The 25,717-nt window shown below is 62.3% G+C and carries 28 protein-coding genes; 11 read left to right on the plus strand and 17 right to left on the minus strand.

Annotated elements, in window-relative coordinates; all coding sequences use genetic code 11:
- Window positions 1-19 precede the first annotated feature (19 nt).
- The gene (locus B0D71_RS16360; RefSeq protein ID WP_103395685.1) at window positions 20-787 is read right to left on the minus strand and encodes a heme ABC transporter ATP-binding protein; all 768 of its coding nucleotides are present in this window, start codon (window positions 785-787) and stop codon (window positions 20-22) included.
- A complete protein-coding gene (locus tag B0D71_RS16365; protein ID WP_165798726.1) occupies window positions 787-1,770 on the minus strand; it encodes a FecCD family ABC transporter permease in 984 nt (327 codons plus the stop codon). The genes B0D71_RS16360 and B0D71_RS16365 overlap by 1 nt, the downstream gene beginning before the upstream one ends.
- 420 nt (window positions 1,771-2,190) lie before the next feature.
- Between B0D71_RS16365 and metE the strand changes: the two genes are divergently transcribed.
- Window positions 2,191-4,479 (plus strand): 5-methyltetrahydropteroyltriglutamate--homocysteine S-methyltransferase, encoded by a 2,289-nt coding sequence (gene metE / locus B0D71_RS16370; protein WP_103395687.1) that lies wholly within the window; start codon window positions 2,191-2,193, stop codon window positions 4,477-4,479.
- Window positions 4,480-4,544: 65 nt separating this feature from the next.
- On the opposite strand, the gene B0D71_RS16375 is transcribed toward metE, so the two are convergent.
- The 8 genes from B0D71_RS16375 to B0D71_RS16415 form a co-directional block, all read right to left on the minus strand.
- Window positions 4,545-5,219 carry a class I SAM-dependent methyltransferase gene (locus B0D71_RS16375; protein WP_103395688.1) on the minus strand — a complete coding sequence of 225 codons (675 nt, stop codon included), beginning with the start codon at window positions 5,217-5,219 and terminating at the stop codon, window positions 4,545-4,547.
- Window positions 5,220-5,330: 111 nt separating this feature from the next.
- Window positions 5,331-5,549 (minus strand): DUF4287 domain-containing protein, encoded by a 219-nt coding sequence (locus B0D71_RS16380; protein WP_103395689.1) that lies wholly within the window; start codon window positions 5,547-5,549, stop codon window positions 5,331-5,333.
- A 111-nt stretch (window positions 5,550-5,660) separates the two neighbouring features.
- Entirely contained in the window at window positions 5,661-6,182 is a 522-nt protein-coding gene (locus B0D71_RS16385) for a cytochrome C (RefSeq protein ID WP_103395690.1), read from the minus strand.
- Between the two features lie 235 nt (window positions 6,183-6,417).
- On the minus strand, window positions 6,418-6,939 hold the full coding sequence (locus tag B0D71_RS16390) for a methylamine dehydrogenase light chain (RefSeq protein WP_007978110.1): 522 nt from the start codon (window positions 6,937-6,939) through the stop codon (window positions 6,418-6,420).
- Between the two features lie 18 nt (window positions 6,940-6,957).
- Window positions 6,958-7,590, minus strand: coding sequence for a methylamine dehydrogenase accessory protein MauD (mauD, locus tag B0D71_RS16395; RefSeq protein ID WP_103395691.1), 633 nt, complete (start codon window positions 7,588-7,590; stop codon window positions 6,958-6,960).
- 5 nt (window positions 7,591-7,595) lie between these two features.
- The gene (locus B0D71_RS16400; protein WP_103395692.1) at window positions 7,596-8,135 is read right to left on the minus strand and encodes a MauE/DoxX family redox-associated membrane protein; all 540 of its coding nucleotides are present in this window, start codon (window positions 8,133-8,135) and stop codon (window positions 7,596-7,598) included.
- Window positions 8,136-8,146: 11 nt separating this feature from the next.
- Window positions 8,147-9,295, minus strand: coding sequence for an amine dehydrogenase large subunit (locus B0D71_RS16405; protein WP_103395693.1), 1,149 nt, complete (start codon window positions 9,293-9,295; stop codon window positions 8,147-8,149).
- A 326-nt stretch (window positions 9,296-9,621) separates the two neighbouring features.
- A complete protein-coding gene (locus B0D71_RS16415; RefSeq protein WP_103395694.1) occupies window positions 9,622-11,103 on the minus strand; it encodes a sensor histidine kinase in 1,482 nt (493 codons plus the stop codon).
- Window positions 11,104-11,448: 345 nt separating this feature from the next.
- Here B0D71_RS16415 and B0D71_RS16425 point away from each other — a divergent pair, with 345 nt between their 5' ends.
- The 9 genes from B0D71_RS16425 (at window position 11,449) to feaR (ending at window position 19,417) form a co-directional block, all read left to right on the plus strand.
- Entirely contained in the window at window positions 11,449-12,612 is a 1,164-nt protein-coding gene (locus B0D71_RS16425) for an acyl-CoA dehydrogenase family protein (protein WP_103395696.1), read from the plus strand.
- A gap of 30 nt (window positions 12,613-12,642) precedes the next feature.
- Window positions 12,643-13,014 (plus strand): hypothetical protein, encoded by a 372-nt coding sequence (locus tag B0D71_RS16430; RefSeq protein WP_103395697.1) that lies wholly within the window; start codon window positions 12,643-12,645, stop codon window positions 13,012-13,014.
- Between the two features lie 3 nt (window positions 13,015-13,017).
- A complete protein-coding gene (locus B0D71_RS16435; protein WP_103395698.1) occupies window positions 13,018-13,488 on the plus strand; it encodes a nuclear transport factor 2 family protein in 471 nt (156 codons plus the stop codon).
- Window positions 13,485-14,633 carry an amidase gene (locus B0D71_RS16440; protein ID WP_103395699.1) on the plus strand — a complete coding sequence of 383 codons (1,149 nt, stop codon included), beginning with the start codon at window positions 13,485-13,487 and terminating at the stop codon, window positions 14,631-14,633. The genes B0D71_RS16435 and B0D71_RS16440 overlap by 4 nt, the downstream gene beginning before the upstream one ends.
- 23 nt (window positions 14,634-14,656) lie before the next feature.
- On the plus strand, window positions 14,657-15,940 hold the full coding sequence (locus tag B0D71_RS16445) for an aromatic ring-hydroxylating oxygenase subunit alpha (RefSeq protein WP_103395700.1): 1,284 nt from the start codon (window positions 14,657-14,659) through the stop codon (window positions 15,938-15,940).
- Window positions 15,937-16,437, plus strand: a complete 501-nt coding sequence (locus B0D71_RS16450; RefSeq protein ID WP_056853758.1) for an aromatic-ring-hydroxylating dioxygenase subunit beta — start codon at window positions 15,937-15,939, stop codon at window positions 16,435-16,437. Before B0D71_RS16445 ends, B0D71_RS16450 begins: the two co-directional genes overlap by 4 nt.
- Before the next feature lie 10 nt (window positions 16,438-16,447).
- On the plus strand, window positions 16,448-17,188 hold the full coding sequence (locus B0D71_RS16455) for an SDR family NAD(P)-dependent oxidoreductase (RefSeq protein ID WP_103395701.1): 741 nt from the start codon (window positions 16,448-16,450) through the stop codon (window positions 17,186-17,188).
- Between the two features lie 205 nt (window positions 17,189-17,393).
- A complete protein-coding gene (locus B0D71_RS16465) occupies window positions 17,394-18,344 on the plus strand; it encodes a PDR/VanB family oxidoreductase (RefSeq protein ID WP_103395702.1) in 951 nt (316 codons plus the stop codon).
- A gap of 152 nt (window positions 18,345-18,496) precedes the next feature.
- Entirely contained in the window at window positions 18,497-19,417 is a 921-nt protein-coding gene (feaR, locus tag B0D71_RS16470; protein WP_103395703.1) for a transcriptional regulator FeaR, read from the plus strand.
- A 149-nt stretch (window positions 19,418-19,566) separates the two neighbouring features.
- Here the strand turns inward: feaR and B0D71_RS16475 are convergent, their stop codons facing one another.
- Entirely contained in the window at window positions 19,567-20,196 is a 630-nt protein-coding gene (locus B0D71_RS16475) for a response regulator transcription factor (RefSeq protein ID WP_085728180.1), read from the minus strand.
- 259 nt (window positions 20,197-20,455) lie between these two features.
- On the opposite strand from B0D71_RS16475, the gene hpaC reads away from it, so the two are divergent.
- Entirely contained in the window at window positions 20,456-20,968 is a 513-nt protein-coding gene (gene hpaC, locus B0D71_RS16480) for a 4-hydroxyphenylacetate 3-monooxygenase, reductase component (RefSeq protein ID WP_103395704.1), read from the plus strand.
- Between the two features lie 100 nt (window positions 20,969-21,068).
- Here hpaC and B0D71_RS16485 read toward each other — a convergent pair whose 3' ends face one another.
- From B0D71_RS16485 to B0D71_RS16510, 6 genes are all read right to left on the minus strand, one after another.
- Entirely contained in the window at window positions 21,069-21,470 is a 402-nt protein-coding gene (locus tag B0D71_RS16485) for an ExbD/TolR family protein (RefSeq protein ID WP_103395705.1), read from the minus strand.
- 1 nt (window position 21,471) lies between these two features.
- Window positions 21,472-22,194, minus strand: coding sequence for a MotA/TolQ/ExbB proton channel family protein (locus B0D71_RS16490; protein ID WP_103395706.1), 723 nt, complete (start codon window positions 22,192-22,194; stop codon window positions 21,472-21,474).
- A gap of 83 nt (window positions 22,195-22,277) precedes the next feature.
- Window positions 22,278-23,090 carry an energy transducer TonB gene (locus B0D71_RS16495; protein WP_103395707.1) on the minus strand — a complete coding sequence of 271 codons (813 nt, stop codon included), beginning with the start codon at window positions 23,088-23,090 and terminating at the stop codon, window positions 22,278-22,280.
- Between the two features lie 57 nt (window positions 23,091-23,147).
- The gene (locus B0D71_RS16500) at window positions 23,148-23,942 is read right to left on the minus strand and encodes an ABC transporter ATP-binding protein (protein ID WP_103395708.1); all 795 of its coding nucleotides are present in this window, start codon (window positions 23,940-23,942) and stop codon (window positions 23,148-23,150) included.
- Window positions 23,943-23,953: 11 nt separating this feature from the next.
- Window positions 23,954-24,715, minus strand: a complete 762-nt coding sequence (locus B0D71_RS16505) for an ABC transporter permease (RefSeq protein ID WP_103395709.1) — start codon at window positions 24,713-24,715, stop codon at window positions 23,954-23,956.
- Window positions 24,716-24,724: 9 nt separating this feature from the next.
- Window positions 24,725-25,486, minus strand: a complete 762-nt coding sequence (locus tag B0D71_RS16510; RefSeq protein ID WP_103395710.1) for an ABC transporter permease — start codon at window positions 25,484-25,486, stop codon at window positions 24,725-24,727.
- Window positions 25,487-25,717: the final 231 nt, after the last annotated feature.

Raw genomic sequence — 25,717 nt, forward strand, 5'->3', positions numbered from 1 at the left:
AAGGACGGAGGGGGCGGTCTCAGCGCGCGATGATCAACGGGTGGCCACGTTCCGGGTGTTGGTGAATCAGCACTTCCAACCCATACACCGCCGCCAGCGCTTCGGCGGTCAGGACGTCTGCCGGAGGGCCATAGGCGTGGGGCAGGCCTTGTTGCAACAACAGCAGTTGATCGCAGTAGCGTGCGGCCAGGTTGAGGTCGTGCAGAATCACCAGCACGGCGGCCCCGCGCTCGGCGAAGTCGCGCACGGCTTGCAAAATGGTGTGCTGGTGCAGCGGATCGAGCATCGACGTCGGTTCATCGAGCAACAGGGTTTGTCCTTCGGCCCCCGGCCAGAGTTGCGCGAGCACCCGCGCCAGATGCACGCGCTGGCGTTCACCGCCGGACAGGGCCAGATAGCTGCGTTCGGCCAGGTGCAGGGCGTCGGCGCAGCGCAGCGCCTCGGCGACAATTTCGCCATCGCGCACACGACCGCTGGCGTGAGGCAAACGCCCCATGCCGACGACTTCATTGACCGAGAAGGCAAAGTTCAGGCTTGAGCTTTGCGGCAGCACCGCCAGGCGTTTGGCCCGTTCCTGACCCGGCCAGTCGGCAAGCGGACGCTCGTCGAGGCTGACGGTGCCTTCGCTGCTCGCCAGTTCGCCGCACAACGCGGCGAGCAGGGTGCTTTTGCCGGCGCCGTTCGGTCCCAGCACGCCGAGTACTTCACCGGGGCGCAATTGGATATCGATGTTCGCCAGTACCGTGCGGTTGCCACGACGTACCAGCAGGTTGTTTGCCCGCAACATCAGGAACGCCCTCGTACCAGCAGATATAGAAAGAACGGCGCGCCGATCAATGCCGTCACGATGCCGATGGGCAATTCAGCCGGCGCCAACACAAGGCGCGCGGCCAGATCAGCCAACAGCAGCAGGCTGGCACCGGCCAGCAACGACGCGGGCAGCAATACCCGGTGATCCGGGCCGACCAGCAGGCGCATCAGATGCGGCACCACCAGGCCGATAAAACCGATCAGGCCGGCCGCCGCGACGGCCGCGCCGACGCCGAGCGCCGTGCACAGCACCAGCTCAAGCTTGATCCGCTCGATGTCGAAGCCCAGGTGACGGGCCTCCGACTCACCCAGCAGCATGGCATTGAGCGCCACCGCCCGACGTGGCAACCACAACGCCACGCCCACGGTGACGATCAACAATGGCCACAGGCGCGGGTAGCTGGCACCGTTGAGGCTGCCCAGGTTCCAGAAGGTCAGTGTGCGCAGGGTCGCATCATCGGCCAGGTAGGTGAACAGCCCCACGCCGGCACCGGCCATGGCCGTCATCGCCACACCCGCCAGCAGCAGGGTGGCAACGTCGGTTTGCCCGTTGCGGCGGCCGAAGCGATACACCACCGCCGTGACGATCAAGCCCCCGGCGAAGGCACTGACCGACAGCAGATAAGGTTCAACAGCGGGCGGCATGCCCCCCAAAAGGCTGCCGCCGACGATGGCGATGGCAGCACCAAGTGCCGCGCCACCGGAGACGCCGACCAGGCCCGGGTCCGCCAAGGGGTTGCGGAACAACCCCTGCATCGCCACGCCGGACAACGCCAGTACCGAACCCACAGCGATGCCGAGCAGGCTGCGCGGCAGGCGAATCTGCCCCAGGATCAGTTCCGCCTGTTGCGTGTCGCCACCTTCCAGTGGCAACCCGAGCAGACGCATCCCGGCCAGCAGGGTATCGCCCAGCGGCAGGCTGACCGGCCCGAGGGCCAGGGACAACCAGAACACCAGCACCAGTAACAGCAGCAAAAAGATCAACGTCGGACGCGGCCGAAAAATGGCCGTCATTGGCTGATCTCGGCGGCCTGCGCTTTGGCATCCGGGGGGAGCGCGGTGGCGCAGGCCAACAGTGTCTTGATACGCATCGGGACTATTCCTTAGCCGATCAGAGGAGGGGGTATCGAAATCTTCATGGCCGGTGATGATGCCATCGACGCCCGGCTTACGCACACGCCACGGTCCGTTCATGCCAGAGGTTTTCAGGTGCAGGTTGGACATTGGGGCTAGCACGTTGAGCCAGATGTTCATCCAGCGTCGGTTGCGTAGCCCCTACGATCATGAGGAGAACTTGTGATCATCAATATTAAAATGAGTTTGTCTCACTCGCTGGCGCTGTCGACAATGGCCTCATTGAACGCATTGGAGTTAATTGACATGGCTGTGGCTCATTCCCTTGGATTTCCGCGCATTGGTCGCGACCGTGAACTGAAAAAGGCTCAAGAGGCATTCTGGAAGGGCGAGCTCGACGAAACCGGACTGCGTGCCGTGGGCCGTGACCTGCGCAAGACCCACTGGGACTTGCAAAAAAAAGCCGGGATCGAGCTGTTGCCGGTCGGCGACTTCGCCTGGTACGACCAGGTCCTGACTCACTCGTTGATGTTCGGTGTGATCCCTGAGCGTTTCCGCCCGCACGATGGCAAGGCCAGCCTGCAAACCCTGTTCGGCATGGCTCGCGGTGTCAGTGACAGCTGCTGCGGCGGCGCACACGCCCAGGAAATGACCAAGTGGTTCGACACCAACTATCACTACCTCGTGCCTGAATTCAGCGCCGACCAACAGTTCCAACTCGGTTGGGATCAGCTGTTCGAAGAAGTCGAGGAAGCCCGCGCACTGGGGCACAACGTCAAGCCGGTGATCATCGGCCCGCTGACTTACCTGTGGCTGGGCAAGGCCAAGGGCGCCGAATTCGACAAGCTCGAACTGCTCGATCGCCTGCTGCCGCTGTACGGCCAGATCTTCCAGCGCCTCGCCGCACAAGGCGTTGAGTGGGTGCAAATCGACGAGCCGGTCCTGGTCCTCGATCTACCGCAGGAGTGGAAAAACGCCTTCGAACGCGCCTACAACCTGATTCAACGTGACCCGCTGAAGAAACTGGTCGCCACTTACTTCGGTGGACTGGAAGAAAACCTGGGCCTGGCCGCCAACCTGCCGGTGGACGGCCTGCACATCGACCTGGTCCGCGCGCCTGAGCAGTTCCCGACCATCCTCGACCGCCTGCCGGCCTACAAAGTGCTGTCGCTGGGCGTGGTCAATGGCCGTAACGTCTGGCGCTGCGATCTGGAAAATGCCTTGGCTACCCTGCAACACGCTCACGAGCGTCTGGGTGATCGCCTGTGGGTCGCGCCGTCCTGCTCGCTGCTGCACAGCCCGGTCGATCTGGGGCGTGAAGACAAGCTCGATGCCGAACTGAAAAGCTGGCTGGCGTTTGCCGTGCAGAAGTGCGAGGAAGTGGCGGTGCTGGCTCAGGCCGTCAACGAGCCGGAAGCACCGAAGGTGCTTGAAGCGCTGACTCAAAGCCGTGCCGTGCAGGCCAGCCGTGCTGCATCGCCACGCATTCACAAGTCGGCCGTTCAGGCTCGGGTTGCGGCGATCACCGCCAAGGACAGCCAACGTCACTCGCCGTTTGCCCGGCGTATCGAGAAACAACGCGCCGGCTTGAGCCTGCCGCTGTTTCCGACCACCACTATCGGTTCGTTCCCGCAAACCGCGTCGATCCGTCTGGCTCGCCAGTCGTTCAAGCAAGGCAAGCTGACTGAAGCCGAGTACACCGAGGCGATGCACAGCGAGATCCGTCACGCCGTGCTGGTGCAGGAACGCCTGGGCCTGGATGTGCTGGTGCACGGTGAAGCCGAGCGTAACGACATGGTCGAATACTTCGCCGAGCAACTCGACGGCTACGTGTTCACCCGATTCGGCTGGGTCCAGAGCTACGGTTCGCGCTGCGTCAAACCGGCGGTAATCTTCGGCGACCTGAGCCGTCCGAAAGCCATGACCGTGGAGTGGATCCGCTACGCCCAAGGCCTCACCGACAAAGTGATGAAGGGCATGCTGACCGGTCCCGTGACCATGCTGATGTGGTCGTTCCCACGTGAAGACGTGAGCCGCGAAGTGCAGGCCCGCCAACTGGCGCTGGCGATTCGCGACGAAGTGGTCGACCTGGAAGCCGCCGGCATCAAAATCGTGCAGATCGACGAAGCCGCGTTCCGCGAAGGCCTGCCGTTGCGCCAGGCGCAGTGGCAGCAATACCTGGACTGGGCGACCGAAGTGTTCCGCCTGTGCGCCTCTGGCGTGCGTGACGAAACCCAGATCCACACCCACATGTGCTACAGCGAGTTCAACGATGTGATCGAGTCCATCGCCGGCATGGATGCCGACGTGATCACCATCGAAACCTCGCGCTCGGACATGGAACTGCTGGACGCGTTCGAAGCCTTCGCCTACCCGAACGAAATCGGCCCGGGCGTGTACGACATCCACTCGCCACGGGTGCCGGATTCCGCGGAAATGGCCAACCTGCTGCGCAAGGCGGCCAAGCGCATTCCCGCCGACCGCCTGTGGGTCAACCCGGACTGCGGCCTGAAAACCCGTGGCTGGCCGGAAACCGAGGCAGCACTGGTGCACATGGTCAATGCGGCGCGCCAACTGCGTAAAGAATGGGCCTGACGTAAGTAGGCGCTGGCTTGCCAGCGATAGCGGTATGTCGGCGACATCAATGTTCAATGTGCCTCCTACAAGCGCCGTGGCTCGGCCACCAACAGCAGCGACTGTGGCACGGGGCTTTGCGGGTGTTGTGGTTCCTGCAAACTGGCCAGGGTAAAACCGGCCATGTCCAGGGCATTGAGCCAACTGGACAGGGTACGGAAATACCACGGCATCGGCTGCCACTGCCCCTTGAACCCGGCGAAGGTTTCTTCCCGCCAGCCATCCTGATAGTCACCTGCCGCAGCCGTCCACGGATGCAGCGTCTGGATCACCAGCGCGCCACCGGGGGCGAGCAGGGTGTTCATGGCGCCGAGCAAGGGGATGATGTCCTGTTGCAGCAGGGCGAAATTGGCGCAGATCAGGTTGTAGTCGCGGCCGATGTCGACTTGCGCCTCTGCCAGCGCTTCATAACTCGCCACATGCACCGGTGAAGTACCCGCCGCCCGCGCCGCCTCGACCAGCGTCGCATCGCCATCCACACCCACTGCATCGATGGCGCGGTCAGCCAGCGCACGCAACAACCAGCCTTCGCCGCAACCCAGGTCAAGCACACGCTCGGGCTGGCGACCAAGCACCGCCAACAGGATGGCCTGGTCGGTGACCTTTTGGCGGCTTTCGATGGTGCCCGAGCGAATGGCGTCGATCCAGGCCCGGGCGTTGTGGTGCCAGCTGTCGAGGAGGGTGGATTCGGAGGCTGACATGGTCGATGTCCGGCGAAATGGGTTGGATGAAAGGATAGGGCAACAGATGATTAACGGTGGAGCCGGTGTTACCCGGCACCACCGACAGCGCAGACAAGGATGGACGCGTGGCTAGGCGCTTTTTGTGGCCGCCAGATGATAGGCAACCAGCGCATTGGCGTGGCCATGACCCATGCCGTGTTCGGTCTTGAGCCAGGCCACCATCTCCATATGTTTCTTGTCAGCGATGGTTTTGAGCAGGTCCAGCCAATGGCTGATCGGCTGTCCATACTTCTTTTCGATTGACGGGAAGTACGAAGCCGGTCCTTTGGTTTTTGTCTCTTCGGTCACGATGCAAACTCCCTTTCCAATGGTGTGAGTTCGAATGCAGCGCCGATTACGTTACTTATTTGCCGTCAACGCGTCCACCGTCCGAATGGTCGAACCTGGAGCACGTTGTTCTCAATAATTCATCCCGTCATCGATCGCGATGCGCTGGGCACGCATGGCCTTGATCAACTCGCTACGGGTGCCGGGCAGGTTGAGCATGGTCTTGGCCCGTAACGCGGTGACCTCTTCGGCGGTATACGGCTGATAGTCGGCCGGTACGCTTTTGCCTGCCATGCCGTCCTCGCGCATCAGCCAGTTGAGCAAGTCCGCCAGTTGCGCGTTGTTCAACGCCGACTGCGACATACCTGGCACCCGCACGAGGAATTCGCGGCCACCGGGGACTTTCAGGAAGTTGCCGACAAAGCCTTTCATCCGTGGTGTGTCGTTGGCGGCCGAACCCGTGCCGTCGCCCAGGTGGCAACCGGCGCATTGCAGTTGGTAGTTCACGCCGACGCTGTACCCGGCCTGGGCAATCGGGGTTTGCACCGATTCATTGCCCGGCGCGTGCTGCTGGTTCGGGTCAGGAATGGCCCGTGCCTGGGCGAGCGGGGCGCTCAAGGCGCAGACGAGACTGAGAAGTAGCAACTTGCGCATGAAGGGCCTCTCTTGTTGTTGTGGCCAATAAATAAAGAAAAACAGTCAGTGTGATGCCGATTGAACCTGTGGCGAGGGAGCTTGCTCCCGCTTGAGTGCGAAGCGCTCACATGGGGCTGCTTCGCAACCCGGCGGGAGCAAGCTCCCTCGCCACAGGTGGTGTATCAACCGGGTGACTGTGGCTAACCAATAAAAAAGCCGCCGATTGCGCGAGCAACCGGCGGAAATTGCGCGTTTAGACGGCGACGCCGCGGATGACCGAAACGGTGCAGTGGTAGATGTGCGATTTGGCGGCCAGGCACCAGTTCACATCGTTGTTGTTGAACGGGCGGTAAGCCGGTTCTTCACTGTCGTTACGGGTGCAGGCGCACTGGGCGCAGCTTTGCTTACCGCAGCAGTCGTTATAGGAAATGATGTAGTCCTTGCCATCGGCCGGGTTGCGGCAGGTACCGATCCAGGTCACTTGCGAAGCTTCGGTGCCCGGTGGGCAGGAGGTCACCGACCCGCCGCAGCAGCTGCACAGAAAGCCGTCGATGGAGCAGTAGCGCCAGTAGTCGCAACTGTTCGGATCACCCGGGTCGCCAGCCTGCGCCGGCTCCGCGGCCAGGGCCTTGCTGGTGCGGTCCAGCGGCAGCAGCAGGGGCAGGGCGGCACCGGCCACCATCAGCGAACCCATGCGCGACAGCAATTTACGGCGCGACGTGGTGTCGGCCACGCGGCGGGTCGAACGCTCAAACAACAGATCCAGCAGTTTCATAAAGGTCTCCCTGCCTTATCAGTGGCTATGGCCGTGGCCGTGGCTGTGGTCGTGATCGTGGGTGTGCGGCTGGGCATTGAGGTACTGCTGCAGCGTCGCGTGCTTGAGGTGCTCGACCTCGAACAGGCTGTCCAGGTGCTCGCGGGAGTTGACCAGGCCCTTGGCGCGCAGAGTGCCGGCCTTGTCGATCAGCGCGGCGTACGGCAGCTTGCCGATCTGGTACGTCATGCCCACTTCCGGGCCGACCACGTAGGTGGCGTCTTCGAGTTTGTGTTCGCGGATCAGTGCTTGCTGGGCGTCCATGTCGCCGTCGCTGACGAACACCACGTCGAGGTTGCCTGCTTGTTCCTTGGCAATGGATTTGATCGCTGGCAGCAGCGACTTGCAGATCGGGCAGGTCGGCGAGAGGAAGAACAGCAGTTGCGATTTCTCGCCGGCATAACCGAAGTTGACCGGGCGACCGTGACGGTCGGAGGCGGTGATTTGTGGTGCGGGTTCATTGACCGCCACACCTTTGTCGACCATCAGCGCGCCAGCCGGCGCCAGGCGGCCGTGCAGTACGCCAATCTGCCGCACCAGGCCCATGACGACAAACGCCACGGCCACCAGCAGCACCCAGAGCAGAACGTTGGAAACAATCAAGCCTTCCATTTGGATTACCTACCAATCAATTTGAGCAGAAGAGGGGAGTTCGCCAGCAAGCCATCGGCAGCGGCGTAGATGAGCAGCGCAACAGCAGCGGCAGCCAGGGTCACGAAACCATCGAACAGGTTGAGGTCGCGGGCCACCGGCGCCACGCTGGCCACCAGCGCCAGGGCTACCAGTGCGCTGTTGCGCGCCAGCAGCACCGGGCGCAGCGGTTGTGCCTGGTCGGGACCGGCGCAACCGCAGTCGATGTCCGCACGACCGCGCCACAGGTTGATGCCGATGGCGGCGGCGTACAGCGCCAACAGGCTGGCGGCGCTCAACGCGGCGTAGCTACGGCTTGCCGGTACCAGCAGGGCAAAGGCGATGGCCAGTTCCAGCAGCGGTACCAGCCGTGCCGTCGGGCGCACCAGCGCTTGGGGCAGCAATTGGTAGTCCGCCAGTTGCCCGGTGAAGCGGGCCGGTGCGCGCAACTTGTGGGTCGCGGCACTGGCCAGCAACACTGCGATAGCGATGGCGCTGGCAATGATGAAGATCGGATCTGTATGCATGGCCGAACCTCTTAGTAGCTCATGACCTGAGTCGCGGTCTTCGCGACTTTCGGCATGCTGCCGGTGAGCTTGTTGGTCTTCAGATCGAAAATCTGCAAACCGCCTTCCACGTCGGTGCCGAGCAACAGCGGCTTGTCGTCGCCAGTGGCCTGCATGCTCCACACCGGAACCGGGGCTTCCAGGGTCGCTACCTTCTTGTGGGTCTTGAGGTCGAACGCCCAGATCAACGGGCTCGGGTCTTCCCACTTCATGGCTTCGTGGGCGTCGTGCATCAGCACGTACAGGCGGTCCAGCTTCGGCGCCACGGCCATCAACTGCCACCCACCCGGGGCCCAACCGGCTTTCTTTTCTTCCTCGGACACCAGCGACCACGACGGCAGGATCTTCGGCGCATCGGCAGAGAAGTCCACCGGGCGTACGGTGCCGGTGGTGGTGGTGAAGTAGTAGGTGTCGCCGACGTTGACCGCGCGTTCCACCAGTTTTTCCGCGTTCGGATCAAAGAACGGCGTGCGGCTGCGCGCGGTTTCCTGGCCCTGATCGTTGAGGGTCACCACTTGCAGGCTGCCGTCGCCGCACAGCGAGGCGAAGCGGCGGTTGCCGATCGGGTAGTTGAGCACGCAACCCGGAATCGCGATTTCGCCGGCAACGGCCTTGGCCTGGGTATCGACCACGGTGACCGAAGTCGACGGGGTGAAGTTGTAGACGTAGACGAACTTGTCGTCACCGCTTGGCTTGAGCGAATAACGCTGGGTCAGCGACTCGGCGCGCTTGTTCGGGATCAGCACTTCCCAGGCCGGCGACAGGGTCGAGCTGTCCCAGGCGGTCAGCACGTCGGTACGGGTGCCACGGGTGCCGCGCGAGTACCAGATGTCCGCACTGTAGAGAGTCTTTTTGTCATGGCTGAGGGTCGACGGCGCGGCGAAACCGGTCGGCACCATGCCGAGGATGCGCTTCTGGTCCGGGTCGACCACGGTCACGCGGCCAGCCACGAAGCTGTCGAACTCGACGTCAATGACAAACGCGCGGTGAGCTTCGGGTGGAAACGCCAGAACGGTCTGGCCAATCGTACCGGCGGGCAAATCCGCGCGGGCACTGTTCAAACCGAGTACAAGCAGGCTCAGGCCTAGCGCTGACTGTACGGAGATCCTGTTTGTTCGCATAAGGGGAACTTCCTGAATTGTTGGTAACGCGGATCGCGGGTGCTTTGGCAGATTTTTACCCTTTGATTCTGCCGTGCCCCGCGATCGGGAGAATTGCGCTGCCTGCCAAGTGTTTGTGTGTCTGTGCCAGTGTCATGAAACTGGCTGCACAAGCTGATAAGGCGGGGGGTTGAGAGGGGGGCAAAGGAGCTTTTGTGGTGAGGGGGCTTGCCCCCGTTCGGTTGCGCAGCAGCCGCAAAACCTGCTGACATGGTGTGACTGGAAAATGCCGGGGCCGCTTCGCAGCCCAACGGGGGCAAGCCCCCTCGCCACAGGGTTTGTGTAGGTCAGGCGGGATTGGCGAGCGGCAGGGAGAAGCTGAACACCGCACCACACGGCTCCAGGTTCTGCGCCCAGATATCGCCCCGATGCCGGCCGATGATGTTCTTGCACAGCGCCAGGCCAATGCCGTTGCCGCTGACCTTGGACGAGAAAAAGCCATCGAACAGCTTCTCTTGCGCCTGGGCCTGAATGCCACGGCCGCAGTCTTCAATGCGCACCAGGGCTACATCGTTCTCGCGGCTGGCATGGACACGCAACAGTCGCCGTTCGGTCGGCAGGTCGGCCATTTCTTCGATGGCGTTGAACGCCAGGTTGAGGATCACCTGGCCGATCAGCACCTTCTCGCAACTCACCAGCAACGGTTCGGGCGCGGTGACGATCTCCACGCGCACCAGGCTTGGATCGGCGCGCAGGCTGATGAAGTAGCGGGTTTCGCGCAGCAGCTCATTGAGGTCGACCCGTTCTTCGCTCTGCTCCAGCTTGACCACGTAATCGCGCACGCTCTTGATGATCACCGACGCATGCTCGATTTGCCGCACCGCGCTCTGCAAGCCCCAGGTCACGCCGGGGTCGGCATCGGCCACGTTGCCCAGACGAATCACCGCGCCTTCAATGAAATTACGGGTCGCGGCCAGGGGTTGGCTCAGTTCGTGGGCGATGGCCACGGCCATTTCGCCCATGGCGTTGTAGCGCGCCAGGTATTCGAGTTTCTGCTCGCTGACCCGCCGTGCTTCCTCGGCCTGGACTTGCTCGGTGACATCGCGGAACAGCAGCAGATGGCCGACCAGATCGTCCTCGATCTCGATGTAGCGGCAGGTTGCGTCATGCCAACGCCATTCGCCATCGCGCCGCTGCATCTTGTAATGCACGTTGAACGGCGCGTGCTCCGGCGTCTCATGGGCGAGCTGTTGCAGCAGGCGCTGGCCGGATGCGTCGTCGCACCAGGCCAGGAAGTTCTTGCCCATCAGCGTGTGCACTTCGCTGTTGAGCAGGTGCGCGCCGGAGTCGCTGATAAAACGAATATCGCCCTCGGGACCGAGCACTGCCACGCCTTCGGCCAGGTCCTGCATGAATGCCTTGAGCCGGCTCTCGAAACGCTTGAGGTCGCGCTTGACCTTGTCCTCCTTGGAAATGTCGCGGAACTGCACCATCAACACATCGCGCCCGTCCAGGTGCACCAGGGTCGCCACCGCCTCGGAAAGAATCTCCACCCCTTGCTTGGAGCGGTAGCACCACTCGATGGCCCGTTGCCCGGTGCGCGCGGCACCTTCGAGCCAGCGCAAACCCACGGAGCGCCGGTATTTCGGCGCATCGCGGGTCATGTCCGGGGCTTTCAGCGGCGTCAGTTCCTCCAGGGTAAAGCCCAGCGCCGCCAGGGCGGCGGCGTTGGCCCAGAGGATTTCCTTGGTGTGCGCGTCATGAAGAATGATGCACAGCGGCATGGCTTCGATCAGCGCATAAAAGTCGTTCGGTTTTGGCAGGTACATCGCACGGCCCCTGGCGGCAGAGATTTGCAGTATGGCGTTTTATACCTGCTCGCACAGCGCGATGCGCTCAGAGGTAACCGGTGTGGCTCTAGGGGTTTTCTTTAGCGAGGGGGCTGCACGCACCAATAGTTGCGCAGGGATGCGGTTTTTACACTGGACCCCAATGCAAGGGCAACGACACCGCCCTTCCCCTGTAGGAGCGAGCTTGCTCGCGAAAAACGTCTGAACAACGCAGTCATCCAGACTGGGCTCGTTATCGTTGACGTCCATCGCGAGCAAGCTCGCTCCTACAGGGAGAGGGAGCGGTGTAGCCCACTAACAATAAACAAAACGGAGAACTAGCCCATGCTGCGTTCAGCTGTCGCGCAACAAGACCCTGTGTCCGGCCCGGACGTGCCAATGGTCGAGAGTCAGCTATTTCAGCAAGTGCTGGATGAGGTCCGTCAACGCCGCGAGGAATTCGACGCCGGCTCCCACGTGCCTCGGGACATGATAGAGCGCTTCAAACAGGTCGGTATCTACCGCGCCGCCACGCCCAAATGCTACGGCGGCGACGCCCTGGCACCGGCGCTGTTCCTGCAAATGATCGAGCGCATCTCCGAAGCCGACGGCTCGGCGGGCTGGGTGGCCAGCTTCGGCAGCGCCGGCGTCTATCTGGCGGCCTTGCCGCCCGAAACCCTGGCTGAAATCTACGCCGAAAGCCCTGACCTGGTATTCGCCGGCGGCCTGTTCCCCTTGCAACCGGCCGAAGCCGTCGAAGGCGGCTATCAGGTCAACGGCACCTGGAAATTCGCCAGCGGCTGCAAAGGTGCAGACCTGTTGGGTGTTGGCATCGGTGCCGCTGGCGGCAAGCCGCGCACCGCTGTGTTTCGCCCGGAGCAGGTAGACATCGTCGAGAACTGGGACGTGGTCGGTCTCAAGGGCACCGGCAGCCATGACCTGCGTGTTACCGATAAACGCGTTGATGAGCGCTGGACGTTTATCCGTGGCGGTGCCGCAACCATCGACGAACCGTTGTTCCGCTACCCGTCGATCGCCTACGCCGCGCAAGTGCTGGCGGTGGTCAACCTCGGTCTGGCTCGTGCGGCGCTGGACGAAATCAGCCGCATGGCTGGCGGCAGCGGTATCACCGGCGCGCCGAAATTGTCCGACCGCGCTTACGTGCGCATCGAGATTGCCAAGGCCGAAGCCAAGCTGATGGCCGCACGGGGTTTCTTCTACAACGCCACCGAACAGGTGTGGAACTCGATCCTGGCCGGCAACCCGGTGACGCCGGAGCAGACCAGCCTGTTGCGCCTGTCGGCGATTCACGTGTCCCAGGCCGGTGCCGAAGTGGTGCAAGGCGCCTACAGCCTGGCCGGTACCACCGCCATTTACCTGCGGCACCCGCTGCAACGCTACCTGCGTGACTCGATGGTGGTGACCCAGCACGCCTTCCTCAGCGAAGGCCTGTACGACGGCGCCGGCTCGGTGTTCCTCGGCGTCCCGCCGTTCCCGGGCTACATCTGAATTTTCATTACTTTTCCAAGGAATCACCCCATGTCGCAAACAACACAAGAGCCATTGCGCGTCGTCTTCTGCATCGGCATCACCCAGAACTTTTTCGACCTGCCCACCGGCGAAGGCCTGAGCGTGTGGAAAGGCTTCAGCCAGATGATGGGCGACCTCGGCGCGATGCCCGGCATCACCGTGCTCGGCGCGATGGATGACGACCGCCTGATGGTCGGCCCGTCCACCACCTCGCCCTGGACCGTGTACATCATGGCCGACGTTGACTGCCATCAGTCGGTGATCGACGCCTGCAACCTGTTCCGTACCACGCCGGTCGGCGAGTACAGCCTGTGGCGCTACGCCAAGGTCGAAGCACGCATCGGCCGCCCGTTGACCATCCCTGACGCGGCCAAGGTGTAAGCCATGAACGAGGCCTTGCTGCAGCGTCTGGCGAAGCTCGAAGGGGAAAGCGCAGTGCGTCGCCTGATGGCGCGCTACATGGACCTGTGCGATGTGCCGCGGGCGACGATTCACCTGAGCCAGTTGGCGCAATTGTTCACCGAGGATGCGATCTGGGAAGGCCTCGGCACCCAGACCGCACAGACCTTCGGTCAACATCACGGGCGTGCGGCGGTGGCGACGTTTGTCGGTGGTTATCTGCCGCCGTCCGATCACTTCAAGTTGAACCTGCATTACCTCACCAGCGAGTCGATCGTGGTCGACGGTGATAAAGCGCAGGGGCAGTGGATCATGCAGCAGATCTCGACCTACGCCGATGGCCGCAACGAGCTGTTCGGCACGCGCCTGAACATCGATTTCCGTTGTGTCGACGGCGTCTGGCTGATCGCGCATTTCCGTACGCAGCGTTTGTTCAATACGGAGTTGAGTGCATGAGTACCTTCATCAGCGAATTCCTCCTCGGTGGCAATGGCAAACGGGTCGCGATCAAAGACTCCATCGACATCGCCGGGCATCCGACCCGCTCGGGCAGCCGCGCCTTTGCCGACGCACCGGCAGCGACGAAGAACGCCGAAGTGGTCGACGCGATCCTTGACGCCGGCTGGCAGATCGTCGGCAAGACCAACCTGCATGAACTGGCTTTTGGTGTGACCGGCATCAACGACTGGACCGGCACACCGATCAACCCGCAAGCGCCGGATCGCGTGCCGGGCGGCTCTTCCAGCGGTTCGGCTGCGGCGGTTGCCGCAGGTTTGGCAGACATCGCCATCGGCAGTGATACCGGTGGTTCGGTGCGGGTCCCGGCAGCGTGCTGCGGGATTGCCGGGTTGAAGCCGACTTATGGTCGCGTCAGCCGTGTCGGTGCCCATCCGCTGGAGTCGAGCCTCGATTGCGTCGGGCCGTTCGCCAAGAGCATGGATGACCTGATCGCGGCGATGCAGGTGATCTGCCCGGGCTTTGCCGTCCAAGGCTTGCCAAACGATGGCGCCAGGGTCGGCTTTCTTGATGTGGCCTGCGATTCGCACCTGCAAGCCAGCCTGGGTGCCGCTGCCGACCGCGCTGGATGGCGTCGCAGCCACCTGCACCTGAGCGAATTCGAAGCGGCGTTTGCCGCCGGCCTGACCGTGATCAATTTCGAAAACTGGGCGGCCTTCGGTCACCTGACCGGCAAGGGCCTGATCGGCGCTGATGTGGAAGCACGTTTGCTGGCGGCCAGCCGTACCACGCGCGAAGAGCTGGCCCAGGCCGAAGCCGTGCGCACGCGTTTCACGCAACAGGTGGATGCGGCACTGGAAGACTTTGCCGTGTTGCTGCTGCCGACACTGCCGACCTTGCCGCCGACCCTCAGCGAAGCCCGCGCCGGCAGCAAGGCCGTGGCTGGCATGACCCCGCTGGTAAGGCCTTTCAACCTCAGCGGCCACCCGGCGCTGACGGTGCCAGTGGAACTCGATTGCGGCGGATTGAAAGTCGGCCTGCAAATCGTCGGGCGAAAAGGTCAGGACGAATGGGTCTGCGCCTTTGGTGCGCAGCTGCAACAAAGCATGGCCGGTGAACGCGCCGGCGCTAAAAACAAATCATAAAAAGAAGCCATGAGGAGAACCGCATGAGCACTCATGAATACCGGCTGATCGCGACGTCGAAAAGCCCCGAAGACCTGGTCCAGCATGACCGCGTCGACGTCTCGCTGTACAACGATCCGGCACTGTTCGAAGCCGAGCTGGACAAGATTTTCTACCGCACCTGGGTGTGGGTGGCCCACGAAAGCGAAGTGCGCAACAGCGGCGACTTCAAGACCGCCACCATCGGTCGCCGCCCGGTGATCGTCGTGCGCGACAAGAAGAACAACATCAACGTGCTGGAAAACCGTTGCCGCCACCGCGGCGCCACCGTGTGCGAGAAGCACAAGGGCAACGCCACCGGTTTCACCTGCCCGTACCACAGCTGGTCCTATGGCCTGGACGGCAAGCTGCGCGCACTGCCGTATCCGGATGGCTACGAAGGTATCCTGGAGAAATCCGAACTGCCGCTGACCAGCCTGCGCGTTGAAAGCTACGCCGGCATGGTCTTCGCCAGCTACAACGACGAGATCGAACCGCTGGAAGACTTCCTCGGTGGCGCCAAACACTGGATGGACCTGTTCATGAAACAGGGTGCCGGCTACCCGATCAAGACCCAGGGCGAACACAAGTTCAGCTTCAAGGGCAACTGGAAGATCCAGCTGGAAAACACCACCGACGGTTACCACTTCCCGATCGTGCACAAGTCGTTCATGTCGTCGGTGGATGAAGAAACCTCGGAAATGCTCTCGTTCATGACCGACGAACAAGCCGTGACCCACTCGCTGGGCAATGGCCACAGCGTGATGGTGATGGTGCCGGAGCACGTCGACCTCGATCACGACGACGGCACCGAGCAGTTGCAGGAACGCTTCGCCCACGTCACCGAAGAGCTGTCGAAAACCATGCCGGCCGATCAGGTCCGTCGCATCGTGCGTTCGCTGCACGGCGCCGGTTTCAACCTGAACCTGTTCCCCAACGTCGCCATGTCGATGTCGTTCTTGCGCGTGTTGCGCCCGGTGTCGGTCACCGAGACCGAGATCCGTCACGTTGCCCTCGGCATGGACGGCGGCCCGGACATCGCCAACCGCGAGCGCATGCGCATCCACGAACACTTCCAGGGCCCATTCGGTTTCGGCAGCCCGGACGATGCCGAGGCCTGGGACCGCGTGCAGCGCGGCTCGTACGCCGGCGTCGATGCGCCGATCCTGGTCAACCGCGGCCTGAACCGCGAAATCACTGCTGAAAACGGCGACAAGGTCAGCCACGCCACCGACGAAGGCGGCATGCGCGGTGCCTACGACATGTGGAAAAGGATGATGAGCCAATGAGCAATCACGACACCCTGAACGGTTTTTCCGGCCCGTTGGCCCAGGCCATCGAATTCATCTGGCGCGAAGCCGAACTGCTCGACCACAAGCACTACGCCGAATGGGCGACCCTGTGGAGCGAAAGCGGCAAGTACATCGTGCCGATCGACCCGGACACCGAAGACTTCGAAGCGACGCTCAACTATGCCTACGACGATGCACGCATGCGTGACTTGCGCATCGAACGCCTGACCGCTGGCTACTCGCCGTCGGCGGTGGACGCGGCGAAAACCATCCGCACGGTCTCGCGTTTCCGTCTGGTGGAAGCGGCGGGTGACATCGTCGAAGTGAACTCGGCGCAGTTGCTGTATGCCTACAAGCGCGGCGTGCACACGCCGTTCGTGGCCGACCTCAATCACCGTATCCGCTTCACCGACGGCGTGCCGAGCCTGGAGCGCAAAGTGGTGCGCCTGATCAACTCCACCGACAGCCTGAGCGCGCTCGGCTTCCTTTTGTGAGGGCAACATCATGAGTCGAGTAGCCCTTGTAACGGGTGCCTCGCGTGGACTGGGCGAGTGCATCGCCCGCCGTCTGCACGCGGCGGGTTATCGCGTCGGTTTGGCCGATGTGCGTCTTGATGGCGTACAGCAGTTGGCCGCCGAGCTCGATGGCAGCGGCGCCACGGTTGTCGCCATTGAGCTGGATGTGCGCAGCAAGGCCGACTTTCAGCGTGCCCGTGACCTGCTCGCCGAGCGCTGGGGCGGCACCGACATCCTGGTGAACAACGCCGGTGTGTCGAAAGTCGCCGCGCTGATGGACATCACGCCGGAAGAGTTCGACGAGTCGATGGCGATCAACCTGCGCGGCACCTTCGTGGCCTGCCAGGTGTTCGGTGCGCACTTCGCCGAGCGCGGCTTCGGGCGCATCGTCAACATCGCGTCCCTGGCCGGGCAGAACGGCGGCACCGCGACCGGCGCGCACTACGCGGCGGCCAAGGGCGGCGTGGCGACCCTGACCAAAGTCTTCGCCCGTGAACTGGCCCCGCAAGGCGTGACGGTCAACAGCATCTCGCCAGGTCCGCTGGACTTGCCGGTGGTGCGTGAAACCGTGGCGCCGGAGCGTCTGGAGCAGATTCTGAAGATGATCCCGGCCGGTACCCTCGGTGACCCAGCGTTCATCGCCGACAGCGTGTTGCTGCTGATCGCCGATAACGCGACCTCTGTGACCGGCGCGTGCCTAGACGTCAACGGCGGCTTGTTCATGCGCTGAGATGTGCGCCGCGACACGATCCATTGTGGCGAGGGGGCTTGCCCCCGTTGGGTCGCGAAGCGGCCCCAAAAATTTCGGCAGCAACATAGATTTTACGACTGCTGCGCAGCCGAACGGGGGCAAGCCCCCTCGCCGCAAGTGCAATGCATGACTCAGGTTTTTAGTTGTTTGTGTTTAACCGAAATAACAGTATTCAGGTGATGCAATGATGAAGGTGAAGATCGAAAGGATCGTCGACGAAGCGCTGGATATCCGCTCCTTTCGCCTCGTGCGCAGTGACGGCCAGCCGCTCGACACCTATGAACCGGGTGCCCACGTCGACCTCACCGGGCCGACCGGGGTGACCCGCCAGTATTCGCTGTGCAGTCCGCCGCAGGATCGCCGCGCCTATCTGGTGGCGGTGAAGAAAGAAGCGCAGTCGCGCGGTGGTTCCCTGGCGCTGCACGAGCAGGTGCAAGAAGGCATGGAGCTGGAAATGGGGGCGCCACGCAACCTGTTCCGTCTTGATGAAAGTGCCCGTGAACACGTGCTGTTCGCCGCTGGTATCGGCGTGACGCCACTGCTGAGCATGGCTTATCGACTGGCGGAAAGCGGCCAGCCGTACCGCTTGCATTATTTCGCCCGTTCGGCGCAGTACGCCGCGTTTACCGAGCTGTTGGCGACAAACTTTGCCGATCATGTGGAGTTTCACTACGGCGTGGAGCCAGCGGATCTGGACGGCGCCTTGAGCGCATGCCTGGAACGCGCCGGCAGCACCGCCCATGTCTACACCTGCGGCCCGGCACCGTTCATGAACAAAGTGGTGGAGGTTGCCGCGCGCACTCGTGCGGACGACGCCATTCACCTGGAACACTTCGCCGCGGACCCGGCCGCCAACAGCGCGCCGACCGGCAGTTTCGACGTGGAGCTGGCCAGTTCCGGCGTGGTGCTGCACGTGCCGGCTGACAGCAGCCTGGTCGACGTGCTGCAAGCCCACGGCTGCGACATCGACACCGAGTGCCGCGAAGGCATCTGCGGCACCTGCATCGTCGAAGTGCTCGACGGCGTGCCGGAGCACCGCGACAACTGCCTTTCCAACAAGGAAAAAGCGTCCAACAAGCAGATCTGCGCCTGTGTTTCCCGGGCGCTTTCCGCTCGTCTGGTATTGGACATCTAAGACTAAGGAAAGCTGGAAAGCATGCGCCGGAGTCTGTTGAATGGGCGCCCGGCGGCCATCGAGGGAGGCGATGGCTACAGAAACAACGGTTTTGACGAACCGCTCGCTGAAGCGGTCGAAAAATAACAACAAAAACGTGAGGCTTTGCGGACATGATTACAGCATCGACGGTGCGCAACGAGGCGTTCGAAAGTTGGTTGAGCCAGGTGAACCAGGCCTGTGGGCGTTTCGATGCCCGGGCGCTGGACACCGATTTCTACGGCGAACTGGCGGAATTTCGCAGCGGAGCGATCAACCTCAGTGTGGTCGACATGGCGCATGTGCATTTGTATCGCACCAGCAAGGACGTCAGCACCAGCAGCGACGGCCACTACTACGCAGTGTTCCAGATGCGTGGCAGCTCACAGCTGGAGCAGGGCGACAACCGCGCGCAATTGGGCTGTGGTGACATCGCGCTGATCGACGCCAGCCGTCCGAGCGACATGATCTACAACGACGATTGCCGACAGCTGTCGCTGATTTTGCCGCGCCAGGTGGTCGAGCGCGGCTCGCACTTCAATGCCGTCAACTGCGCCACGCGCATCGCGGCCAGCAGTCCCCTGGCGGCCATGGCCAACAAGCTGGTGCTGGAAACCCGCCAGCAGGATGGGCTGGAGATGCAGGAGAGCGAGGCCGTGCTCGATGCCCTGGCCAGCCTGTTGCTGCCGGGCATCAGCGCCCGCGACAGTGGCGCCGATCCCCATGAACGGCAATTTCGCAAGATCATCGCCTTCATCGATACACACCTCAGCGACGAGGAACTGTGCCCCGAACTGATCGCCCGTGAAGTGGGGATTTCCGTACGCGGCCTGTACCGGATGTTCTCCAAGCGCGGCCTGGTGGTGGCGCAATACATCAAGCATCGGCGCCTGGACTTCTGCGCCGAAAACCTGCGCCGCCACGATGTCGAGCAGAAGCTTTCGGCGCTGTGCTATGCCTGGGGTTTCTCGGATTCCAGCTACTTCTCGTCGGCCTTCAAATCACGCTTCGGCGTGTCGCCGGGGGCTTATCGCAAGCGGTATAGCCAGAACTGACAACCGGCATTGATGTTGAGCCTGCTGGCCTCATCGCGAGCAGGCTCGCTCCTACAGTGGATCTCCAGCGAACACATAATTTGTGAACGGCGAGAGTCCCTGTGGGAGCGAGCCTGCTCGCGAATAGGCCTCATGACCGCGCAGATTCCTCAGTGCCGCACCGGCTCATCCACCGGCAAATGCAGCACCTCGCGCACCAGCATGGCGATGCTGGACACGCCCATCTTTTCCTTGATCTTGGTGCGGTGCACGTCAACGGTTTTCACGCTGATGTTCAGCTCCCGGGCGATCACCTTGCTGGCTTTGCCATCGATCACCAGCATCAGCACTTCGCGCTCGCGGCTGGTCAGCAGCGCCAGCTTGCCTTGCAGGTTCTGACGCTGCTGCTGATCGGCCTGGGCATGCACGGCGGTCTTCAGCGCGGCCTGGATGCGGTCGATCATCTGCTGCGGGTTGTAAGGCTTCTCGACGAAATCCAGCGCGCCGTTCTTCATCGCCGTGACCGACATCGGAATATCACCATGGGCCGAGACGAAAATGGTCGGCAAGGTACTGCCGCGCTGATTGAGGATTTCCTGCAACTGGAAACCGCTGGTCTCCGGCATGCGCACGTCGAGCACCAGGCAGGCGGGCTGCTTGGGGTCGTATTGACTGAGGAACTCTTCGGCGCCGGCAAAGCACTGCGCCTGCACGCTCACCGACTCCAGCAACCAGGCCAGGGAAGTGCGCAGGTCTTTGTCGTCGTCAACGATATAAACAATCGGTTTACGGGTTTCCATCGGGGCTGCCACGAAAGTTTTTTAATTATTGTTTTCGCACGCGAACGCGCGGCACGCATCGGCTCATCTTTGTGGAGCCAGTAAGCAGAATACCCACTGTGGCCGGCCCTTGCGATAAAGAAACCACCTAGACGACTAGCGGAAACCCAACCCCGCCATGGGGATCGTCAGAATGGTTGTGCCGCGCCCACCGCCTTAGTCTTGTTCCATCACCTACGGACCGCGCAACGGCGGTCCTCCAGAAGGAAGGGGCATCGACATGGCCGACCTGAGCCAGCAGCAAATCGACTTTCGCAACGCCATGGCGCAGTTGCCGGCGGCGGTGAACATCATCACCACCAACGGCCCGGGCGGGCGCTGTGGCATCACCGCCAGCGCTGTGTGCTCGGTGACCGACTCGCCGCCCACGGTGCTGGTGTGCGTCAACCGCAACAGCGCCACCCACGACGTGTTCCGCACCAACGGCCACCTGTGCGTCAACGTGCTGTGTGGCGAGCAGGAAGAACTGGCCCGGCACTTCGCCGGCATGACCCAGGTGCCGATGGCCGAGCGCTTCGCCTGGGACCTGTGGGACGACGGCGCGGCCGATGTGCCAGTGCTGCGCGATGCCCTGGTACAGCTGGAAGGGCGGATCAGCGAGTGCAAGGAAGTGGGATCGCATTCGGTGATGTTCGTGGAACTGACGAAGGTCGGCGTGCGCGAGCCGCGCGACAGCCTGGTGTATTTCAACCGGTTGTTTCATCGCGTTGAGCATGCCAGCGCGCATTGCTGAGATCCACCCACCCATACCTGTAGGAGCTGGCTTGCCAGCGATGTGGCCCTGAAGACCGCTATCGCCGGCAAGCCGGGCTCCTACAGTGACCGCGTGCGGTTTACCTCGCGGTGATCACCGACAGTTTGGTGATCCCCGCCCGCTCGATCGAAGCCATGGCGCGGGCCACTTCGCCGTAATTCACGCCGTCATCGGCCTGCAATTGCACGCGCACTTCCGGGTCTTTGGCCTTCGCCGCCTGCAGGTTGAACTCCAGCAAGTCCGGCTGGATTTCATCCTTGTTGATAAACAGTTTGCCGGCGCCGTCGATGCTCACCACCAGTGGGTCTTTCTGCTCCACCGGTGCCACGGCTTCGGTCTTGGGCAAGTTGATCGGTATCGCATTGGTCAGCAGCGGCGCGGTGACGATGAACACCACCAACAGCACCAGCATCACGTCTACCAGGGGCGTGACGTTGATCTCGCTGAGCACCTCGTCATTGTCTTGTGTAGAGAAGGCCATATCAGGACGCCTCCTTGATTTTCTGCCCGGAGGTGTTGGCGCCGGATTTACCCACGACAGGGCTCAGCAGCACACGGAAGGCGTGTTTCTGCGCCAGGCTGTAGAAGTCGTGCGCAAAGTCATCCAGGTCTGCTGCCGTCAACTTCAGGCGACGCAGGAAATAGTTGTAGACCAGCACCGCCGGCACGGCGACAGCAATACCGACGCCGGTGGCGACCAGTGCGGCACCGATGGGGCCCGCCACGGTTTCCAGGCTCGCAGAGCCCGCCGCACTGATCCCTTTCAACGCGGACATGATCCCCCAAACGGTGCCGAAGAGGCCTATGAACGGGGAGGTGCTGCCGATACTGGCGAGTATTGCCAAGCCTGTTTCCAACGAGCGCCGTTCACGCACGATCTGCTGGCGCAAGGCGCGCTCAAGGCGGTCTTGATGATTGATCGACTGGCTGAGGTCGGCGTTCTGACTGTCACTGACCTGAATGGCGTTGTAACCGGCAAGCGCAACGCGGGCTGCGGCGCCAGGCAGGTTGTTGGCGAAATCGGCGGCCGATTCAAGGCTCGACGCGGCCCAGAACTGCCGATGGAATTTTCGGTCATGCGCCTTGAGTCGGGTGAACTGCAGTCCCTTGAGCAAGGCCAGGCCCCAGGTCGCGATGGAGAAGACGATCAACAGCCAGATGACGGCGTGTTCGATGGATTCGAAGGGGGAGGTGAGTAGGTTCATGGTCGGGCGCTCCAACAAGGCATTAGATCAGTTGTTGCGATGCGCCTTTTGTCAGGTAGCCCGCGGGTCTCGATAGGGTTGAATTACTTGATTATGAAGTCGATGGGCACGCTGACCCAGCCGTCCAGTGCGGTGTCGCCTTGCTTGGCCGGGACGAAACTCCAGCGTTTGACGGCGGCCAGTGCGGCGTCGTCCAGCGACTCGCGGCCACTGCTTTTCTGAATCTGGATTTCACCGGGTTTACCGCTGGCCAACACATGGACGCGCAACAACACCGTGCCTTGCCAGCCTCGGCGCATGGCCTGGGATGGGTACTCCGGCGCCGGGTTATGCAGGTAACCGGCAGTCGCCGAAGCCGGGGTCACGGGTTGAGGGGTAGGCGGTGCAGCAGGTGCTGGCGCCGCGGCCACCGGTTGTGGTGTTACGGGCGGGGCAGGTTGCGGTGTCACGGGTTTGGCCACCGGTTTCGGCACAGGCTTGACCACAGGCTTGGGCTTGGGTATCGGCTTGGGCGGTGGCGGTTTCACGGCCAATTCATCTTCCACCGGTGGAGGCGGCTCCACCACGGGCTGGGCAATCGGCTCGGGCGGAGGTGGTTCGACAACGGGTGGCGCCGGCTGCGAGAACTCGATGGTCATCGGCGGAATTTCCGGGGGCACCACAGGCAGCGCCGGCGCGGGTATCTGGTTGACCCAGACAATCACCGCTCCATGCAGGACCAGCGCCAACACGCCCAGCAAGACCACCTCGGGACGACTCAACAACCGTTGAGGTGTTCGTTGCAGGCGAGACAGCGCCAAGGGCTCTCGAAAAATCCGGCCAAGGTTGAGCAGTTCACCGAGGTCCGGTCTCTGGAACACTTGCGGCAGACTGGCGGGGCTTTGGACATTGCCCATTTGTTTACTCCTGTGAATCCTGTGTTTTTTCCACGCGTCGATGAACCGGTCCGGGCTTCAATGCCCCACCAGTTCCTCCAGCAGTTGTTCCTTGTAGCCTTGCAGCACGGTTGAAGCCCGATCCCGGGGATGAGGCAAGTCGACTTTGATTTCGTGCTTGATCCGTCCCGGATGGGCGTCCATGACGATCACCCGGTCACCCAGGTACAGGGCTTCTTCGATATCGTGGGTAACCATGATGACGGTGCAGCGTTGTTGCACCCAGATGCGCTGCAGTTCGTGTTGAAGGCGTACCCGGGTCAACGCGTCGAGCGCGCCGAGGGGTTCGTCGAGCAACAGCACTTTCGGTTGGTTGATCAGGGCCCGGGCAATGGCTGCTCGTTGCGCCATGCCGCCGGACAACTGGTGTGGGTAGGCATTCTCGAAGCCGTCAAGGTTGACCAGCGCAATGTGTTCGGCCACCAATCGGTCTTTTTGCGTTTGTGACAGTGGATGGTTTTTCAAGGCCAGGGCAATGTTCTGCCGCAGTGTCATCCACGGGAACAGACGGTGATCCTGAAACACGATTCCGCGCTCCAGGCTGGTGGCCACGACCCGTTTGCCATCCAGCAGAATGTCACCCTCATAGTCGGCCTCCAGCCCGACGATGAGCCGCAGCAGCGTGGATTTTCCGCAGCCGCTGGCACCCACGATGCTGACGAACTCGCCGGGGCGAACGTCGAGGTTGATGCTGCGCAGCACTGGCAAAGGCTGGCCTTCGATCCGATAGGCCTTGCTCAGGCCGCGAATTTGCAGCGCGCCGGACTGTAGCGGGGTGCTGTGGGGCAGGACATGTTGGGCAATTGCGTTCATGGAGTGGCCTTTCAACGAATGTTGCGCCAGCGCAGAAAATGGCGGCTCAGAAGGGTGAATAGCAGGGTCATCAGGTAACCGCACAGACCGATGCACAGCACACTGAGGACGATGACTTCCATGCGTGAGCCGGCTTCGGCGTTCATCATCAGGTTGCCCAGACCGGCTCCCGAAGACAGGAATAACTCGCTGCCTACCGCCGTGACCCAGGCAAACGCAAGCGCATGCAGCACACCGGTGGCGATGCTTGGCAGCGCCGCCGGCAGCAGCACATGACGAAACCGTTGCCAGCGGCTCAGCACCAGCACCTGGCCGACCTCGCGATAGCGCTGCTCGACATGGCTGAAGCCCTGATAGGTGTTGAGAACCATGGGGTAGAAAGCCGCGAGGCTCACGATCAGCACCTTGGAAAATTCGCCGTTGCCGAACCACATGGCGATCAGCGGAATCCAGCCGAGCATGGGCACCTGGCGGATCGAATGAAACAGCGGCCCGATCAACCGATTGGCCGTTCCTGACAGCGCCATCAACACGCCCAACAGGACCCCAAAGAAAATGCCCAGCGCCAGACCGGCGCTGGTGCGTGCCAGGCTGGCCAACAGGTTCACCAGCAGTTCGCCATTGGCCAGCAACTCGAGCAAGGCTGCGCCTATGGTCGACAGCGGAACAAAGGCATAAGCCCCCGCCGCGTCCTGGCGCGACAGGTATTCCCAGCCGCCGATCAACAACAGCGGCAGCAACAGGCCACGGGATTTTGCAATAAGTCCAGACATCTAAGGCTCCTAGCGGGTCTGCCAGCGGAACAGTCGCTGTTCCAGTTGGCGAAAGCTGAAATCCAGGGTGAAACCGATCAATCCGGTCACCACAATCCCGACCATCACCACATCGATGCGTAACATTTGCCGGCTCATTTCGATCATCTGTCCCAGGCCACTGTCGGCGGCGAGCAACTCGGTGGCCACCAGCACCACCCAGGCGCGGGTCAGGCTGATACGGAAACCGGTGATGATTAGCGGCGCGGCAGCGGGCAGGGCGATTTCCCGGACGAATGTCGGCCAGCGCAGGCGATACACATCTGCGACCTCGAAATAGCTGCGTGGAATGGCTTTGACGCCTTCGCTGGCGGCCAACGCGACCGGGAAGAATGCGGTTTTGGCAACGATGATGATCTTGAAGGTTTCATCGATGCCGAACAGCAACACGAACATCGGGATCAAGGCGATGCTGGGAATCTGGCGCAAGGTGTGAAACAGCGGTGAGCAGTAGATCTCGACGTTTTTCGACAAGGCCATGAGCACGCCGAACGCCAGTCCGCACAGTGAACCGATGCCGAACCCCAGCCCCAGGCGCGACAGACTGTTGAGCAGGTGTTCGAGCAGCTCACCACTGGCCGACAGCGCTTCGAAAGTCCGCCATACCTGAGCGGGAGGGACCAGCAGGTTGCGCGGAAAAATCCCGGCCTCGGCTACCACCGCCCACAGCAACAATAGGGCAACAGGAGAGATGAGCCAGCTCAGGGAGGACAACAGACGTTGAGTACGCATGGCGGTTCTTATTTCGGCGAAGTACCGAAGGGGTATCGCAAGAGCTGTGCCAGTGCGGCGGGATCGGGCCGGTTAAATCCGTAGGAGCCGGCTTGCTGGCGATGGCGGCGGTGCAGGCAACGTAGATCTTGCTGACCGCATCGCTGGCAAGCCAGCTCCTACAGGACGTGTGTCGGTGTAATTGATGCCTGATCAGCACCCGTTGCTGCCAGGGCAACACCCCGGCAGCAG

The sequence above is a fragment of the Pseudomonas laurylsulfativorans genome, assembly GCF_002906155.1.
GTDB classification, from domain to species: Bacteria; Pseudomonadota; Gammaproteobacteria; order Pseudomonadales; family Pseudomonadaceae; genus Aquipseudomonas; species Aquipseudomonas laurylsulfativorans.

Bases quoted from the DNA above. Each gene is read 5' to 3' on its own strand.
- B0D71_RS16435 (WP_103395698.1), top strand. From the start codon at position 13,018: ATGAACGAGGCCTTGCTGCAGCGTCTGGCGAAGCTCGAAGGGGAAAGC.
- metE (WP_103395687.1), top strand. From the start codon at position 2,191: ATGGCTGTGGCTCATTCCCTTGGATTTCCGCGCATTGGTCGCGACCGT.
- B0D71_RS16465 (WP_103395702.1), top strand. From the start codon at position 17,394: ATGATGAAGGTGAAGATCGAAAGGATCGTCGACGAAGCGCTGGATATC.
- mauD (WP_103395691.1), bottom strand. From the start codon at position 7,590: ATGGAAGGCTTGATTGTTTCCAACGTTCTGCTCTGGGTGCTGCTGGTG.
- B0D71_RS16485 (WP_103395705.1), bottom strand. From the start codon at position 21,470: ATGGCCTTCTCTACACAAGACAATGACGAGGTGCTCAGCGAGATCAAC.
- B0D71_RS16490 (WP_103395706.1), bottom strand. From the start codon at position 22,194: ATGAACCTACTCACCTCCCCCTTCGAATCCATCGAACACGCCGTCATC.
- B0D71_RS16500 (WP_103395708.1), bottom strand. From the start codon at position 23,942: ATGAACGCAATTGCCCAACATGTCCTGCCCCACAGCACCCCGCTACAG.
- B0D71_RS16390 (WP_007978110.1), bottom strand. From the start codon at position 6,939: ATGAAACTGCTGGATCTGTTGTTTGAGCGTTCGACCCGCCGCGTGGCC.
- B0D71_RS16445 (WP_103395700.1), top strand. From the start codon at position 14,657: ATGAGCACTCATGAATACCGGCTGATCGCGACGTCGAAAAGCCCCGAA.
- B0D71_RS16475 (WP_085728180.1), bottom strand. From the start codon at position 20,196: ATGGAAACCCGTAAACCGATTGTTTATATCGTTGACGACGACAAAGAC.
- B0D71_RS16430 (WP_103395697.1), top strand. From the start codon at position 12,643: ATGTCGCAAACAACACAAGAGCCATTGCGCGTCGTCTTCTGCATCGGC.
- B0D71_RS16360 (WP_103395685.1), bottom strand. From the start codon at position 787: ATGTTGCGGGCAAACAACCTGCTGGTACGTCGTGGCAACCGCACGGTA.
- B0D71_RS16415 (WP_103395694.1), bottom strand. From the start codon at position 11,103: ATGTACCTGCCAAAACCGAACGACTTTTATGCGCTGATCGAAGCCATG.
- B0D71_RS16405 (WP_103395693.1), bottom strand. From the start codon at position 9,295: ATGCGAACAAACAGGATCTCCGTACAGTCAGCGCTAGGCCTGAGCCTG.
- B0D71_RS16400 (WP_103395692.1), bottom strand. From the start codon at position 8,135: ATGCATACAGATCCGATCTTCATCATTGCCAGCGCCATCGCTATCGCA.
- B0D71_RS16440 (WP_103395699.1), top strand. From the start codon at position 13,485: ATGAGTACCTTCATCAGCGAATTCCTCCTCGGTGGCAATGGCAAACGG.
- B0D71_RS16510 (WP_103395710.1), bottom strand. From the start codon at position 25,486: ATGCGTACTCAACGTCTGTTGTCCTCCCTGAGCTGGCTCATCTCTCCT.
- hpaC (WP_103395704.1), top strand. From the start codon at position 20,456: ATGGCCGACCTGAGCCAGCAGCAAATCGACTTTCGCAACGCCATGGCG.
- B0D71_RS16375 (WP_103395688.1), bottom strand. From the start codon at position 5,219: ATGTCAGCCTCCGAATCCACCCTCCTCGACAGCTGGCACCACAACGCC.
- B0D71_RS16505 (WP_103395709.1), bottom strand. From the start codon at position 24,715: ATGTCTGGACTTATTGCAAAATCCCGTGGCCTGTTGCTGCCGCTGTTG.
- B0D71_RS16385 (WP_103395690.1), bottom strand. From the start codon at position 6,182: ATGCGCAAGTTGCTACTTCTCAGTCTCGTCTGCGCCTTGAGCGCCCCG.
- B0D71_RS16495 (WP_103395707.1), bottom strand. From the start codon at position 23,090: ATGGGCAATGTCCAAAGCCCCGCCAGTCTGCCGCAAGTGTTCCAGAGA.
- B0D71_RS16455 (WP_103395701.1), top strand. From the start codon at position 16,448: ATGAGTCGAGTAGCCCTTGTAACGGGTGCCTCGCGTGGACTGGGCGAG.
- B0D71_RS16450 (WP_056853758.1), top strand. From the start codon at position 15,937: ATGAGCAATCACGACACCCTGAACGGTTTTTCCGGCCCGTTGGCCCAG.
- feaR (WP_103395703.1), top strand. From the start codon at position 18,497: ATGATTACAGCATCGACGGTGCGCAACGAGGCGTTCGAAAGTTGGTTG.
- B0D71_RS16425 (WP_103395696.1), top strand. From the start codon at position 11,449: ATGCTGCGTTCAGCTGTCGCGCAACAAGACCCTGTGTCCGGCCCGGAC.